Genomic DNA, 15322 nt, shown 5'->3' with positions numbered 1-15322 from the left:
ATGAGCGCCGTACCCTCCCCCACTACCCCACACGCTGTGCTCGCAGGCACGCCACCTCCCAGCTGGCTACACCGCGCACTGCGCCATCGCAGCTTTGTCATTGGCGCCGTCCTGTCGCTGCTGCTGATCCTGGCAGCAGTGCTGTCGCTGGTGTGGACGCCCTGGTCGCCTTACGAAATGGATTTGGCGTCCAAACTGCAGCCGCCCAGCGGCAGCCACTGGCTGGGCACGGATGCTTTCGGGCGCGACGTGGCCTCGCTGCTGCTGGTGGGCGCGCGCAACTCCATTCTGGTGGGTGTGATCGCCGTGGGCATTGGCCTCACCATCGGCACCGCGCTGGGGCTGCTGGCAGCCGCCAAGCGCGGGTGGGTCGAAGAACTCATCATGCGGCTGGCCGACTTTACGTTTGCTTTCCCGGCCATCCTGTCTGCCATCATGCTGACCGCCGTTTTTGGCGCGGGCATCGTCAACTCCATCATTGCCATCGGCATCTTCAACATTCCCACCTTTGCCCGCGTCACCCGCGCATCGGCCAACGCCGTGTGGTCGCGTGAGTACATCCTGGCATCGCGCGCCTGCGGCAAGGGCAGCTGGCGCATCACGCTGGAGCATGTGCTGCCCAACATCCTGTCAGTGCTGATCGTGCAGGCCACCATCCAGTTCGCCATTGCCATCCTGGCCGAGGCTGCGCTGTCGTACCTGGGCCTGGGTACGCAGCCGCCCCAACCCTCCTGGGGCCGCATGCTCAGCGAGGCGCAGACGCTGATGTTCCAGGCGCCGCTGCTGGCCGTGTGGCCCGGCGTGGCAATTGCACTGGCTGTGCTGGGGCTGAACCTTCTGGGGGATGGCCTGCGCGACCTGCTGGACCCCCGCCTCTCACGCAAGCGTTGACCCTGCCAAGAAGACCACCCGAACCCCACGATGTCTCTGTTAGAAGTCTCCAACCTCCGCATCCGCCTGCAGACGCACCGGGGCCCCGCCGATGCCGTGCGCGGCATAAGCTTTTCGCTCGCGCGCGGTGAAACACTCGGCCTGATCGGCGAGTCGGGCTGCGGCAAGTCGATCACCGCCATGTCGCTGATGGGCCTGTTGCCCGACAGCGCCCAAGTCACCGGCAGCATCCGCTTTGACAGCGAAGAACTGGTGGGCCGCACGGATGCGCAGATGTGCAAGATGCGCGGCAACCGCATTGGCATGGTGTTCCAGGAACCCATGACCGCCCTGAACCCGGTGCACACCATTGGCCGCCAGGTGGCTGAGCCGCTGCGGCTGCACCGCGGCATGAATGCAGCGGCGGCGCGCACGGAGGCCCTGGCGCTGCTGGACCGCGTGGGCATCCCCAACGCCGCACAGCGTTTTGATGCCTATCCGCACCAGTTCTCGGGCGGGCAGCGCCAGCGCATCACCATCGCCATGGCGCTGGCCTGCGGGCCCGATCTGCTGATTGCCGACGAGCCCACCACGGCGCTGGACGTGACCATTCAGCAGCAGATCCTGGACCTCATCAGCGACCTGGTGGCCGAGCGCAACATGGCACTCATCCTGATTTCACACGACCTGGGCGTGATCTCGCAGAACGTGGACCGCATGATGGTGATGTACGGCGGCAGCGTGGTCGAGAGCGGCTCCACCGCATCCGTCTTCTCGGCCATGGCCCACCCTTACACACGCGGGCTTTTCGCAGCACGACCCCATCTGGGTGCGGTGCATGCACCGGGCCAACGCCCGCGCCTGTCCACCATTCCGGGCACGGTGCCCGAGCTGGTAGACCTGCCAGCGGGTTGCCCTTTCGCAGGGCGTTGCAGCTACACCGTGGATGCCTGCCACCACGAACAGCCACCGATTACCCTCGTCGCCACCGACGAAGATGGGGACCACGAGGTGCGCTGCCTGCGCCGCGAGGCCATTGCCGAAGCCCAGAGCGCGCAGGCGGTAAACGTCGTCGAGGTGGCCGCATGAACCAGGCACACCCATCCTCCACCCATGTGGCCCAGACGGACGCCCCGCTGCTGCAGGTCAAAGACTTGGTGCGCGAATACACGCTGCCGCGCGAACATCTGTTCCAGCCTCCGGGCAAGGTCCACGCGCTCAACGGCGTGAGCTTTTCGGTGGCCTCGGGCCGCAGCCTGGGCATCGTTGGTGAATCGGGCTCGGGCAAGTCGACCCTGGCCCGTCTGGTGATGGCGCTGGACGCACCGACCGCTGGCACCGTCGAGCTGCTGGGTCGCAACCTGCACCAGCTACCCGCAGAGCAGCTGCGCCAAGCGCGGCGCGACTTTCAAATGGTGTTTCAGGACCCTTATGGATCGCTGGACCCCCGCCAGACGGTGGAACGCATCGTGACCGAGCCGCTGCAGGCACAGGGCGAAACCAGCCGTGCCGCCCAGCGCGAGCAGGCGGGCCAGGTGCTTGCGCAAGTGGGCCTGCGCGCCAACGACCTGGGCAAGTACCCGCACGAGTTCTCGGGTGGGCAACGCCAGCGCATCGCCATTGCCCGTGCGCTCATCACAAGGCCCCGACTCATCGTGGCGGACGAGCCCGTGAGCGCGCTCGATGTCTCCGTACAAGCCCAGGTGCTCAACCTGATGCAGGACCTGCAGCAAGAGTTCGGCATTACATACATGCTCATCAGCCACGACCTGGCGGTGGTCAACCACCTGTGCGACGAGGTGGTGGTGCTGTACCAGGGCCGCATTGTCGAGCGCGGTTCGCCCGCCGAGTTGTTCCGCAACGCGCAGCATCCGTACACCCAGTCGCTGGTGGGTGCCGTACCCCAGGTGCAGCCGGGGCGGGCGCGGGCTCGCCGGGCTGCCGCCGCAGCGGCCGCTGCAGCAAAAAACGCGTAACCAAATGCGCGCGTGATGGTGTACAAAGCTTTTTGCGCTCCCCGGTAACAAATTGCACCGGGGGTTTTTCTGGTTGTTGTCTGGTTTTTTGTCTGGAGAGTCCGAACATGCTGAACCGCCGTACCGTCCTAGCCACTGGCGCCATCGCCGCAGTGCCCCTGTCCACCTCGCTCGGCGCCCTGGCGCAGGGCCGCAAAGATGCCGTGACGCTGGCCATGACGCTGGAGCCACCAGGCCTGGACCCGACAGCAGGCGCTGCATCGGCCATTGCCGAAATCGTGCAATACAACATCTTCGAGACACTCACCAAGATCAATGCCGACGGCAGTGTGTCGCCCCTGCTGGCCGAGAGCTGGGAGGTCTCGCCCGACCTCAAGACCTACACCTTCAAACTGCGCCGTGGCGTCAAGTTTCAGAACGGCGAGCCGTTCAACGCAGCCGTCGTCAAGTTCGCTTTTGACCGCGCAGGCGGAGAAAAGAGCACCAACAAAGACAAGCGCACGTTTGCGGGCCTGACCACCCAGGTGGTCGACGACTACACGGTGGTGCTCCTCAACAAGGACATCGACCCCGACCTGCTGTTCGTGCTGGGTCAGGCCACCTCCATCATCGTCGAGCCCAAGAGCGCCGACACCAACGCCAACAAGCCCGTGGGCACGGGCCCCTACCAGCTGGGCACCTGGAACAAGGGTTCGTCGGTGGTGCTGACGGCATGGGACGGTTTCCGCGCCCCCGCCACCATCAAGATCAAGCGCGCCACCTTCCGCTTCATCTCTGACCCGGCCGCCCAAGTGGCAGCATTGCTGGCAGGCGACGTGGATGCGTTCCCGCGCGTCACGCCGCGCAGCGTGGCGCAGTTCAAGGCCAACCCCAAATTCCAGGTGGTGGTGAGCGGCTCGCGCGCCAAGACCATTCTGGCTATCAACAATTCCAAGAAGCCACTGGACGACGTACGCGTGCGCCGCGCCATTGCCTCGGCGATTGACCGCAAGGCCGTCATTGAAGGCGCTGGCGACGGCTACGGCGCGCCCATCGGCAGCCACTACGTGCCCGGCGCGTTCGGCTACGTGGACACCACAGGCGTCAACCCCTTTGACATCGAAAAGTCCAAGCGCCTGCTGGCCGAAGCGGGCATCAAGACGCCGCTGGAGCTGACCCTCACCCTGCCCCCACCACCCTACGCCCGCCAGGGCGGCGAGGTAATTGCCGCGCAGTTGGCCAAGGTCGGCATCATCGCCAAGATCCAGAACGTGGAATGGGCGCAGTGGCTCAGCGGCACCTACGGCAACAAAAACTACGACCTGACCATCATCAGCCACGTCGAGCCGTTTGACCTGGGCAACTTTGCCAAGCCGGATTACTACTGGGGCTACAACTCGCCCAAGTTCAACGACCTGTTCAACCAGATCAAGAACGCCGCCCGCCCTGCCGACCGCTGGCGCCTGCTGGGCGAAGCGCAGCGCCTGCTGGCCGACGATGCGGTGCACGGGTTCCTGTATTCCAACCAGTGGATCACGGTTGCCAACAAGAACCTCAAGGGCCTGTGGAAAGACATGCCCGTGTTCGTGAACGACATCTCGTCGCTCTCCTGGTCTTGATGGCCCCGCACAACTCCCGCGCACGCGGGAGTTGTGCGCTCCTTAAAATATAGCTGCTAGCGCTTTACCAGTAAGCGCTAGCAGCCTTTTTTATTGATAAAACTTCCTGCAACCCGCCATGACTGCACTGCACGACCTGTCCGCCCACGACCTCCTTGCTGCCTACCGCCAGCGCACGCTGTCCCCCGTGGAGGTCACGCAGGCCGTGTTGGCGCACATCGAGCGGTGGGAGCCGCACATCCGTGCCTCCTATCTGCCGCGCCCCGAGGCAGCCTTGGCGCAGGCCCGCGAATCCGAGGCCCGCTGGCTGCGCGGCGAGCCCAAAGGCGCGCTGGACGGTGTGCCCAGCACCATCAAGGAAAACATCGCCACCGAAGGCGACCCGACCCCTCTGGGCACCGCCGCCGTCGAGCTGGTGCCCGCCGCTGCCGATGCGCCCCCCGCCGCCCGCATGCGCGAAGCCGGGGCCATCATGGTGGCCAAGACCACCATGCCCGACTACGGCATGTTGTCGTCGGGACTGTCTACCTTTCACCCGTTGTCACGCAACCCGTGGGATGTGAGCAAAGGCCCCGGTGGCTCCAGCGCAGGCGGTGGCGCTGCAGCCGCCGCAGGCTACGGCCCGCTGCACATCGGCACCGACATTGGTGGCTCGCTGCGCTTGCCCGCCAGCTGGTGCGGCATCTTCAGCCTGAAACCCAGCCTGGGCCGCATCCCTATCGACCCGCCCTACACCGGCCGCGCTGCAGGCCCCATGACGCGTACGGTGGCAGACGCCGCGCTGATGATGCAGGTGCTGAGCCAGCCCGACGCCCGCGACAGCATGAGCCTGCCCGCGCAGGACATCGCTTGGAGCCAGTTCAACCAGGGCGCGGAGCGCCTGCGTGGCCTGCGCATCGGACTGATGCTGGACGCGGGCTGTGGCCTGCCGGTGGAACCCGAAGTGAAAGCCGCTGTAGAACGCGCGGCACAACTGATCGAAGCTGCGGGCGCCACCATCGTGCCCATGCAGCCCTTCATGACCCAGGCCATGCTCGACGGCATGGACCACTTCTGGCGCATGCGCTCGCACATCGACCTGCAGGCGCTGCCTGCGGCGCGGCGCGACAAGGTACTGCCTTACATCCGTACCTGGGCCGACAGCGCTGCGGGCATGAGCGGCACCGAGGTCTTCAACGCCAGCCACCAGTTCCACCTGACGCGCGTGGCCACCGTCAAAGCCTGCAGCGCGTTCGACTACGTGATCTCGCCCGTGGCCCCCATGCCCGCCTTTCAGGCGGAGCTGCCCTCGCCCACCAACGACCCGCTGCGCCCGCTGGAGCACATCGGTTTTACCGTGCCGTTCAATATGTCCGAGCAGCCTGCCGCGTCGGTCAACTGCGGCTACACCAGCACCGGTTTGCCCATTGGCCTGCAGATTGCGGGTGCACGGTTTGACGACCTGGGCGTGTTGCAGGTGTCGCACGCGTTCGAGCTGATTCGCGATCCGCAGAAGGCCTGGCCGCAGCCGCCTGCAGTTTAAGAACGTATTCTTCTGCTTGGCATATGGCGCGTTGTTGGTAACCTCAGGGGTTTGAAGGTGCCGTTCGTGCGGTGCCTGCTCCCCGTTCAGTAGACACCCTGGACCGCCGCCACAACAACGCAACACCTGACGCATACCCCGCATGGACATCATCATCCTGGCGATCCTCCTCGCCACCGGCACCTTTCTGCTCAACGCCAAAGAGCAGCGCAAACGCATCGCACTGCTGGGCAGCCATCTGGCCAATTACCAGATCGAGAAGCTGATGGAAGCGCTGACCGGCGGCTACCTGCGCGCACTGGGTGAAAGCACCGACGAGCGGCGCACGCAGATATGGAACCTGCTGAGCACCACCGAGGCGCAACTGACCGAGCAATTCAGCCGCTTTGCCGCCGACTTTGCCAAGGAGCCCGAGGCGACCACGCGCGTCAGCCGCCTGGCCATGGCGATACCCTTTGCAGAAAAGCTATTCCCCAGCTTCACCTTCGACATGCGCAAAGCCCTGGCCATCCACGCGCGGGGCATTGCGCACGTGGTGCAGAACACCAGCCACCTGTCGCCCAAAGACCGGGCCTTCATGATGTCGGCCGAGCTGTTCCTCATGCAGCACACCTGCCACTGGTTCTGCAAGTCCAAGACCATTGCCACCGCCCGCATGCTGGCACGCCACCAGACGCCGCACGAACAGCTGGTGGCCTCGGTATCCTCCGAAACCCGCAACGCCTACCTGACGTTGATCAAAGGCGGCTGATCGCAGCGGCCGAACATGCGCCATGCCATCTGCCACGCCACCCGTCACCGACAGCCTGGGCAACCCCGTCACCCTGCATGACACGACCAGCGCAGCGGCGCTGAACGACTTCGTCGAAGGCTTCATCGCCTGCGAAGCACGCGCGGTGAACGTGCTGAACGCGGCGCCAGACACCAGCCCCATCGTGCAGGCCTGCTGCGCTGCGCTGCACATGTTTGCCGAGTCGGCCGACGCATCGCGCAACGCCCGCCCCTTCATCAACCAGGCACTGGCCCACGGGCCGGAAGCCAGTGACCGCGAACAGCGTTTTGTGGCCGCCGTGGCCGCGTGGGTGGACGGCGACCTGCCCCGCGCGATTGCGCTGCACGAAGAACAGGCCCGCCTGTTCCCACGCGACCTGGCATCACTCAAGCTCGGCCAATACCACCTGTTCAACCGCGGCGACTCCCCCGGCATGCTGCGCCTGGCCCTGCAGGCCGTGCCCGCCGCTGCCGATGTGCCTTATCTGCACGGCATGCTGGCCTTTGGCTGGGAGCAATGCCACCTGCTCGACCGCGCCGAGGCCTCTGCACGCCACGCCGTGGCCATGTGCCGCAAGGAACCCTGGGCCCACCACGCCCTCGCCCACGTCATGCTGACCCAGGGCCGCATCGCCGAAGGCACCGACTTCATGGCCAGCGTGAGCGACACCTGGACGGGCCTGAACTCCTTCATGGTCACGCACAACTGGTGGCACCAGGCGCTGTTTTTGCTGGAACAAGACCGGCACGCCGAGGTGCTGGCGCTTTACGACAGCCAGGTGTGGGGCGTGGTCAAGGAATACACGCAGGACCAGATCAACGCCGTGTCCCTGCTCGCGCGGCTGGAGCTGGCCGGGGTTGATGTCGGTAACCGCTGGGCTGACGTGGCCGACCACCTGACCCTGCGTTTGTCCGACCATGTGCTGCCATTTCTGGACCTGCAATACCTCTACGGTTTGGCCCGCGCAGGCCGCACCGGGGCGGCGCGCACGTTGCTGCACAACATCGAGGCCCACTCCGCTACCCGCACTGAGGCACAGGAGCGCACCGTGTGGCAGCAGGTATGCGTGCCCGCCGCGCACGGCCTGATGGCGCATGCGCAAGACGACTGGCCCACGGCGGCGGAGAAGCTGGGCGTGGCCCTGCCCCGGCTGGTGGAGATTGGCGGCAGCCACGCGCAGCGCGATCTGTTTCAGCAGATCTGGCTGGATGCGCTGCAGCGCAATGGGCAGTGGGGGGCGGTGCAGAATTTGTTGCAGCCGGTGGTGAATGGGCAGCCGGAGTCGGTGCGGTTGGCGCGGCAGGTGGGGGTGGTGAATGGGGTGTTGGGGTTGTCGGCACTCTGATATGAGGCAATGGCCACGGGGAGAGTAGCGAGCCTGCCGCTTTTCCCCAAACACCATCAGCTCCTGAATTCTTTTGCCGTTACAGCTGAAGAAGACGGGGCGATTTCAGCAACGACTTTCACATCAAGATACAGGCCAGGGGCGCCAAAGAGGAGAAATCGCCCATTGGCGCAGATGAAAATCAGTCGCTTTGAAACACAGGCCACGGCTGACGACAGTGCATGCTCCTCTTCAGACGACGTCAGGGGCGTGCGTACGCTGTGACCCTCACATCGCCAACAATGCCTCTTGTCATCACCAGCCTGCCTGCAGGCACCCGATTTGCGATCACTGCCGAGGCCGAAATGCCCGTCATCACGGTGACCGCCACCATGCAGGGGCAGGCCACTCCACTGGGTGCAGCACCCATCTATGAATGGTCAGCCACGCTCACCTTTGATGGCAGCGCGCCAGCCACCAGTGCGACATTTGGCGGTGGGCGCAGCACGCAGCACAGCCGCATTGCGCAGCAGACAAGCGCCAACCCCCAATGGCGCGTTCCCTTCACCGAAGTGCGTGGTGGCCTTCTTTCGGTACAAGTTGTCATGCGCGTGGGAACCACGGAGCATCGTGCGCGCGTGAATTGGACCATCGTAGGTACCAACCCCACAGGTACGGCGATTCGGGCTTTTGCCAACGGCATCGGGGCGAACCGCGCCGTATTTCGCAAGAAGATGCGTCAGGAGAGCTCGCTGCAGCAGTTCCGCACACCCAGCAACTGGCCCAAGTACAGCAGCGATGGTCTGGGCGGCGTCGGCCTGTGTCAACTGACACGCCCTGCTCCCACTGCCGATCAAACCTGGAGTTGGAAAGAAAATGTGCGCGGAGGATGGGCTCTGTACCTGGAAAAGGAGCGCATCGCACGTGCCTACCCCCGCAACGTACGCAATGGGGAGCGCTTTCGCAACCTGGTCACGGCCTGGAACCGGGCCCGCACAACCCAAGGACTGCCTGCGTTGCCCGTGGAGCTTCCCGACTACACGCCAGAACAGCTCGAACTCGACACCTTGCGTGGTTTCAACGGCTACGCGAACAGCCTGCATGAATACCGCGTCCGGGTGGAAAACGGTGCGCTTTTTGTCACCGTGGACCCCAGCGGCACACGCGGTTTTGCAGAATGGGAACGGGTGCCGGTCGCAGATCGAGGCACCGTGGGAGATCCCAACTATGTCGAGAACGTTCTCGCCCAATCGGACTTCTAGCTGTGCGAAACCCTTTTAAACCCTCAGCGGTCCGCACCACTTCACTCTGCGTACTTGCACTGGGTTCACTTCTTGCGGGGTGTTCACGCGATCCAACCCAAGCTGCTGCGCCTTCGTTGACCCACACATCACAGGCCACGCCTGCAACGCCAGGCCCAGCCAGCACAGCCGGGCACGGCAGCGCTCAGCACCTGTATGCGGTGTACTGCAACGGCACCGTCGACCATCTGAATTTGCAGTTGCAGGCCAAGGTGGCGAGCTTTCAGCTGTCTGCGCGCAGTGGCACGCCCCCCGCCATCGCCGCGCTACCCGCCCCGGGTGTCCGCCCCGACAGTTGCCTGGCACGCCCTGCCGTACCGGTGGACAAACAAGAGCAGTCCGCGGGGGTGGTGCGCATCGTTGCGTCAGACCGGCTCACCCGCAACGACGCCGATGGGCGTAAGCCCTACCGCCTGCTGACTTTTGCAGTGCCCGCCTGGACACTTCAGGCAACGCGCGATCTCGGCAGCTTCGACGTGCTCAACGGGACGCCACCGCGCATTGCCCTCGGCAAAGGCCGAGCGCCAGAGGTGATTGCAACGGGCAGCGATGACATTGCAGCGATCCTCTCCGAGGCCCGGCAGTTTGCAGGCGGCACATCACTGAACTTCATGAATGCCATGGCCTGGTCTGCCAGCGCGGTACTCGCTGAGTACGCCGACCCCAGCAAACCAGGCCGAGCGGTTGCACTGATCGATCGTGCGCAAAGCAGCGTCGTCCGCATTGATGGCGTGCCTGGTAGCGACCCTGAACCCGCACTGAGCCTCGCGCCCGGCGGGACGTTTGTTCTGCACTCGGTACGGGCGATGAAAGCAACACAGGGCGGCGCGCAACTTGCGGCGACAGGCGAGCTGCGGCTGTACGGGGCGGACGGCAAGTTGGTCCGCCAGATGACCGATGACCGCGTGGCCGGAGACTGGCACCCCATCGCCCTGACTCCACAGGGGCTGGCCGTGTACACCGACAAACGCGGCAACTATCGCTTTGTATCTCTGGGAATGGCCTTTGGCGCCGAACCGGTGATCGACCCCAACACCGATGATCTGGACGGAACGCGCCCGGGTGTCATCTACGCGGGCGGGTAGCCGCGCCGAATCAGATCACCGCACCACCAGCTTCGTCTGGTCATACACCGGCTGCGCAGGCAAATCCGCCAGATGCCGCACATCCGCCCAGTCCAGCACCTCCACCACATGCCCCTCCACCCGCACGCGGTTAAGCCCTGCATTGGGGATGTCGCTCTGGCGGGGACCATCCAGCCCCGTGCCACGCGCTGTGCGCCAGATCATGTCGAGCACGCCGCCGTGGGTGACAACCATCACCTTCTGCCCCTGGTACTGCTGCGCGATGCGGCGCACGGCGTCCATCACGCGGGTGTGGAACTGGCGGGTGGTCTCGCCGCCGGGCATGCCGTAGTCGGCTTCAAAACGCAGCCACTGGGCCCAGGCGTCGGCGTGTTCCAGTTTGACGTCTTCCACGCGCTTGCCGTCCACCTCACCAAAGGCTTGCTCGCGCAGTCTGGCGTCGGTGAGGGTATGGATGTGCAACTGCGGGAACAGCACCTGCAGGCTGGGCGTGGCGGTTTGCTGGGTGCGGATGAGGTCGCTGCAGACCAGATGGTCCACCACGAGCTTCTCAGCGGCCAGGCGGTCGGCCAGGCGGCGGGCCTGTTCGTGGCCGGTGGCGTTGAGGGGGACGTCCACGTGGCCCTGAAAGCGCAGTTCGCGGTTCCAGTCGGTCTCTCCGTGGCGGATGAGGATGAGTTCGGTCATAGAGCGTGCCATGTGCTTTTACGTGTCCACGCATTATCGAATGCACACACATTAATGCAAGCGATTTTGGCCTGTAGCGCTTATCCAGCAAGCGCTGATAGCTATGTTTTTTATATCAACACAACGTGGCGAGGCGTGGAGCGTTCGGTATGGGATCAACGCATCGGTACAACCAGCAATTTGCGACGCGGCTGGCAGCCCGGGCCGTCATAGGCGGCACTGTCGCGCTCCCAGCCGGCGCCGGGGGACGTTTGCGCGCAAACGCGTGCCCCATCGACCTTGCTGCGCCAGTAATACCAGGGCGCTGGCGCAGCAGAGACGGCGAAGGCGAAGCTCCACAACGCCAGCGCCAGCACGGCTGCCCTCGCCACGCCCGGGGATGCCCGAGAGGTGCGCAAAGAGTGTGGTGATGGCGTAGGCATGGGGTTGGGCAAGCGCCTTGTCATTCAATCGATCATCGACTCACTTGCGGCCAAACGGTACGTCGATTTGCTTGCCATTGAGCACCACTTTTCCGCCTTCCATGCGCACGGCGCTGGTCAGGTGGGCGGCTTCCTGTTTGACGAAGCCTTGCGCCTGGGCCATGCCCAGCATGGCGTCGATGTCTTCGGGCTTGGGGGCCTTCTGGCCTGCAGCCTGGGCCAAACGCGGCAACCAGGCTTTCGGCAGGCGCACGCTGGCGTACAGCGCGCTGCTCTTGAGCAGGGCCGGGGCCCATGCGCCTTCGGCGATTTGCGCCGCATCGGGCACGCTCTTGAGTTCTGCGCCGTACTCCAGTTCGCCTTGCTCGCCGTCCACCTTGGCCGACAGTTTCATGGCATAGGCCGGCAAGGCCGCCATAAACTTGGGCACGGCCTCCATCAGCGCAGCACTCACGGACGATTCGGCGGCGGAGAGCGCCGCTGTATTCGGGGCCGCTTTGTAGGCGTCGAGCAGCGCCTTTTGCACCAGCTTGATGGCTTCGACGTCGATGCGTTTGAAGGCTTCGTTCAACTCCAGAGACTCCAGTGCCAGGGGACCAATGCTGCCCTTGCCCCGCATGGAGCTGACCCAGTCCAGGTGGGCGCCGGTGCGCGCGATGGTGGCGGTGTACGACAGATCCTGCAGCGCCACCAGCGGCTCGGGCGCTGCGCCTGCGGCAGCCGTGGCTGCTGGAGCGCGCGTGACCGTTACTTTGCCAAACGAGCCTGTGCCTTTGCCGGGCGCCAACAGCCACAGGCCGTCGTCCAGTTGCACGTTGAAGTCGCCCTTCATGCCCTGCAGTGCCACGGCAAAACGCTCAGCCGGGCTTTCTGCCGCGGTGGGCTCCTCATCGCTGTCAGCGTTCGTGTTTTGGAAATCCATGCTGAACTCTGGCCAGGCGAAGTCACCACTCAGGCGGCTGCGGTCGGCACTGAGTTGCATGCGGTAGTCCAGCGGCTGCCAGCGCACCCGTTCTTCGCCATCGCCGACCTCTCCGGCGGGCCATGCCAGCGCGATGTCGTGGCTGCCGGTGAGGTTGCGCACGGTGGTCAACGTGGGCGCGCTGACCTTGGCAAACGCCTTGCGCACGCTGTCGTCCACGCCTTCTACGGTGGCAATGCGCGTTTCGACCACCGCCGCAGCCAGGCGCCAACCGGCCAACGGGCCGTGGCGCACAGTGTTTTCTATGGTGATGCGGACGGGCTGAGGTAGGACCGCCTTGGCCGCGGCACCGTCCTTGTCAGCGTCTTCAGCGTCTGCGGCTTCGTCCTCTTCTTGGGCCGCAGGCGGCGTCCACTGCAGCACCAGTTGGCCTTGTGATGACCAGAAACCCTTGGTGTATTGCTGCGACACCAGAACCTCGGGGCCCACGAGCTTGCTCACATCGGTCAGCGCCTCTTGGTACGCGCTGTGCGCGCGCTCGCCCATAGTCCAAGTCGCGGCGCCATAGCCTGCGACCACCAGCACCGCTGCGGTGCCCAAAACTGCTTTTTTGTTCATGTTTACCTGTCGTTGATCCACTGGACCCTCCCTCCCATGGAAGAGCGGTGGCGAGAATAGCAGCGGGTGGCGCCGTTTGGCGCGGCCGCCCGGCGCCTTGCAAGTCCTTGTGTTGTGCGCCACCGACGTGCTGTTTCTTACTGTTTCACTTTGGCGTGATCAGAAGCGTGTGAAGGCATGGCCGCATGCCTTTTCAGCAGACAAGAGTTTTGGTGTTTTTAGCCTCTAGCGCTTTATCCATAAGCGCTAGCAGCTATATATTCAATAGCAAACGCATGGGCGTCGCCCGCACGCCATGCTCAGGCGGTCACGATCCAGCCTTCGAGCGGGTCCAGCCCCGGTGGCAAGCCGTACAAGGCGTCGCCACTTTCGGCATGGCGCTGCTGGGCCCATGCGGCCTGCAGCAGGCACAGCACGGCGTCTATGCTGTCGCCGCTGGCGTCGTCGACCAGCGCGTCGCGCTGGGCGTGGCTGAGCTTGAGGCGCAGGGCGAGGCGGGTCTGGCCGATCTCCAGCGCGTTCACCAGGTCCTTGCGGGCGATGAGGCGGTCGGGCGTGTGCTTGGTGCGGTCGTCGCTTTTGTAGCTGCGCCGCTGTAGCACCTCACGCGCCAGCAGGCCGGGGTAGGCCTCCAGCGCAACGCGGCGGGGGTCGCCGCTGTGTAGGCCCGGCAGGTGCACGCCCGCATCCAGCAGCAGCGGCACGCCCGCGTGCAGCATATAGGCGACGGGCGGGTTCACCCATTTCATCGACGGGCTGGACCCTGCGGGGCCGTCGGTGGCCCGGTGGGCAAACTTGCCGCCCACGGGGCGCGCGTTGCAAAAGCCCGCAAACGCATCGCGGATCTGCTCGCGGCTGAGGCTGCGGTAGTGCGCCATGCAATCGAACCACTGCAGCGGCCAACCCAGCGTCTGTACCAGTTCACGCGGCAGGCCAAACGGCAGATCGAACCCGCCCACCCAGTCACCGGGTTGGGCCAGCCATTGGCCAAAGGCAGCCAGCGTATCAAAACGCTGCAGTGCGATGAGCTGCACCCGCGCGCCCTGCCGCTGGCCCAGGGCCAGCATGATGGGCTTGCGGCGCGTAGGACTGCTGGAGAAATCGCAGCCGATGAGATCAAAGACCATGGGGCACTCCTCCTTCAGCCCAAAGCCAGCGCCGTGACGCCCGCTGCGATGCACACGGCGCCCAAGATGCGCGCCACCCGATCCCCCTCGCCCAGCAGGTGCCCGCCGATCAGCGCCGCAAACAGCATGGACACCTCGCGCGCCGGAGCCACGTGCGACAGAGGCGCCTGCTGCATCGCATACAGCACCAGCACATAGGCCACGGGGCTGACCACCGCTACGAGCAGCGCAAAACGCCACTGTGCCAGCCACAGCGTGCGGGCCGTAGGCAAATCGCGCAGCACCACGGGCACCAGCAGGCCGACGCGCACAAAGTTGCCCATGTAGTCGATGAGGATGGGCGACATCAGCAAGAACCTGACCGCATAGCCATCCACCACGGTATAGCTGGCAATGAAAGCGCCGGTGAGCAACCCGTAGGCAATGCCTTTGTGCACCCGCTTGCGCGCCGCGGGGTCGTGCGCTGCGCGCAGCAGGCCGGGGCCGCCCGCGATGAGAAACACCCCACCGACCACGCCCACAATGCCCAAGGCGCCCAGGGCGGATATCTGCTCACCCAGCAACGTGATGGCCACCAGCGACGACAGCAGCGGCCCCGAGCCGCGCGCCAGCGGGTACACCACCGTAAGGTCCGCCTTGCGGTAGCCGCGCAGCAAGATCACGTAGTAGGCGACATGCAGCACGCCGCTGGCCACCACAAAGCCCCATTCCACCGCGCCCCACAACGGCACCACGTCGCGCCCCACCCACCAGCCCAGCGGCGCCCAGACAAACATCATGATCACCGAGGTGAAGAAGGCAAACCGGGCATCGCCACCCGCCTTCTTGGCGGCAATGTTCCAGCACGCGTGGATGAGCCCGGCAACGATGATGAGGGCGAAGGCGGTGAGGGTCACAAGAGTGCGAAGGCGTGCCGAAATGCAAAAAGCCGCAGCGCCGATGGGCGGCTGCAGCTCTCAACGATCTAGATCATCAAAGAAAAGTGGGGTGATTTGCGTAGCGAGCGGCCTCAGCCTGGGTTGAGGAACGCAGCCGCACTCCCGTGCGGCGAGTACCGCAGACCCGGGATCAGGCCGCGCAGTAGCAAAGCGCCCCGCT

Annotated in this window: 13 protein-coding genes; 9 read left to right on the top strand and 4 right to left on the bottom strand. The window is 65.0% G+C overall.

Annotated features, from left to right (window positions below; all coding sequences use genetic code 11):
* The 9 genes from ACK4OE_RS10585 to ACK4OE_RS10545 all read left to right on the top strand — a co-directional run bounded on the left by ACK4OE_RS10585 (position 1) and on the right by ACK4OE_RS10545 (position 10448).
* Entirely contained in the window at positions 1-891 is an 891-nt protein-coding gene (locus tag ACK4OE_RS10585) for an ABC transporter permease (protein ID WP_409884778.1), read from the top strand.
* Positions 892-921: 30 nt separating this feature from the next.
* Positions 922-1959: an ABC transporter ATP-binding protein gene (locus ACK4OE_RS10580; RefSeq protein ID WP_409884777.1), complete on the top strand. Its 1038-nt coding sequence runs from the start codon at positions 922-924 to the stop codon at positions 1957-1959.
* Positions 1956-2846 (top strand): ATP-binding cassette domain-containing protein, encoded by an 891-nt coding sequence (locus ACK4OE_RS10575; protein ID WP_409884776.1) that lies wholly within the window; start codon positions 1956-1958, stop codon positions 2844-2846. Before ACK4OE_RS10580 ends, ACK4OE_RS10575 begins: the two co-directional genes overlap by 4 nt.
* 107 nt (positions 2847-2953) lie before the next feature.
* Entirely contained in the window at positions 2954-4444 is a 1491-nt protein-coding gene (locus tag ACK4OE_RS10570; protein WP_409884775.1) for an ABC transporter substrate-binding protein, read from the top strand.
* 118 nt (positions 4445-4562) lie between these two features.
* Complete coding sequence (locus ACK4OE_RS10565; RefSeq protein WP_409884774.1) at positions 4563-5966, top strand: amidase; 1404 nt, start codon at positions 4563-4565, stop codon at positions 5964-5966.
* 142 nt (positions 5967-6108) lie between these two features.
* Complete coding sequence (locus ACK4OE_RS10560; RefSeq protein ID WP_409884773.1) at positions 6109-6717, top strand: hypothetical protein; 609 nt, start codon at positions 6109-6111, stop codon at positions 6715-6717.
* Positions 6718-6739: 22 nt separating this feature from the next.
* Positions 6740-8083 carry a tetratricopeptide repeat protein gene (locus ACK4OE_RS10555; protein ID WP_409884772.1) on the top strand — a complete coding sequence of 448 codons (1344 nt, stop codon included), beginning with the start codon at positions 6740-6742 and terminating at the stop codon, positions 8081-8083.
* Positions 8084-8364: 281 nt separating this feature from the next.
* On the top strand, positions 8365-9324 hold the full coding sequence (locus tag ACK4OE_RS10550; RefSeq protein WP_409884771.1) for a hypothetical protein: 960 nt from the start codon (positions 8365-8367) through the stop codon (positions 9322-9324).
* Positions 9325-9440: 116 nt separating this feature from the next.
* Entirely contained in the window at positions 9441-10448 is a 1008-nt protein-coding gene (locus ACK4OE_RS10545) for a hypothetical protein (protein WP_409884770.1), read from the top strand.
* Between the two features lie 15 nt (positions 10449-10463).
* Here the strand turns inward: ACK4OE_RS10545 and ACK4OE_RS10540 are convergent, their stop codons facing one another.
* From ACK4OE_RS10540 to ACK4OE_RS10525, 4 genes are all read right to left on the bottom strand, one after another.
* A complete protein-coding gene (locus tag ACK4OE_RS10540) occupies positions 10464-11135 on the bottom strand; it encodes a histidine phosphatase family protein (protein WP_409884769.1) in 672 nt (223 codons plus the stop codon).
* 462 nt (positions 11136-11597) lie between these two features.
* Entirely contained in the window at positions 11598-13097 is a 1500-nt protein-coding gene (locus ACK4OE_RS10535; RefSeq protein WP_409884768.1) for a YdgA family protein, read from the bottom strand.
* 299 nt (positions 13098-13396) lie between these two features.
* Positions 13397-14224 (bottom strand): DUF429 domain-containing protein, encoded by an 828-nt coding sequence (locus ACK4OE_RS10530; RefSeq protein WP_409884767.1) that lies wholly within the window; start codon positions 14222-14224, stop codon positions 13397-13399.
* 14 nt (positions 14225-14238) lie between these two features.
* Positions 14239-15120 (bottom strand): EamA family transporter, encoded by an 882-nt coding sequence (locus ACK4OE_RS10525; protein ID WP_409884766.1) that lies wholly within the window; start codon positions 15118-15120, stop codon positions 14239-14241.
* Positions 15121-15322: the final 202 nt, after the last annotated feature.

This window comes from Acidovorax sp. (assembly GCF_046314175.1).
In the GTDB taxonomy this organism is placed as follows: Bacteria; Pseudomonadota; Gammaproteobacteria; order Burkholderiales; family Burkholderiaceae_C; genus Acidovorax.
This window is presented reverse-complemented; position numbering and strand designations above follow the sequence as displayed.

Excerpts from the sequence above, each read along its gene's own strand:
- ACK4OE_RS10585 (WP_409884778.1), top strand. The coding sequence starts at position 1 with ATGAGCGCCGTACCCTCCCCCACTACCCCACACGCTGTGCTCGCAGGC.
- ACK4OE_RS10580 (WP_409884777.1), top strand. The coding sequence starts at position 922 with ATGTCTCTGTTAGAAGTCTCCAACCTCCGCATCCGCCTGCAGACGCAC.
- ACK4OE_RS10575 (WP_409884776.1), top strand. The coding sequence starts at position 1,956 with ATGAACCAGGCACACCCATCCTCCACCCATGTGGCCCAGACGGACGCC.
- ACK4OE_RS10570 (WP_409884775.1), top strand. The coding sequence starts at position 2,954 with ATGCTGAACCGCCGTACCGTCCTAGCCACTGGCGCCATCGCCGCAGTG.
- ACK4OE_RS10565 (WP_409884774.1), top strand. The coding sequence starts at position 4,563 with ATGACTGCACTGCACGACCTGTCCGCCCACGACCTCCTTGCTGCCTAC.
- ACK4OE_RS10560 (WP_409884773.1), top strand. The coding sequence starts at position 6,109 with ATGGACATCATCATCCTGGCGATCCTCCTCGCCACCGGCACCTTTCTG.
- ACK4OE_RS10555 (WP_409884772.1), top strand. The coding sequence starts at position 6,740 with ATGCCATCTGCCACGCCACCCGTCACCGACAGCCTGGGCAACCCCGTC.
- ACK4OE_RS10550 (WP_409884771.1), top strand. The coding sequence starts at position 8,365 with ATGCCTCTTGTCATCACCAGCCTGCCTGCAGGCACCCGATTTGCGATC.
- ACK4OE_RS10540 (WP_409884769.1), bottom strand. The coding sequence starts at position 11,135 with ATGACCGAACTCATCCTCATCCGCCACGGAGAGACCGACTGGAACCGC.
- ACK4OE_RS10535 (WP_409884768.1), bottom strand. The coding sequence starts at position 13,097 with ATGAACAAAAAAGCAGTTTTGGGCACCGCAGCGGTGCTGGTGGTCGCA.
- ACK4OE_RS10530 (WP_409884767.1), bottom strand. The coding sequence starts at position 14,224 with ATGGTCTTTGATCTCATCGGCTGCGATTTCTCCAGCAGTCCTACGCGC.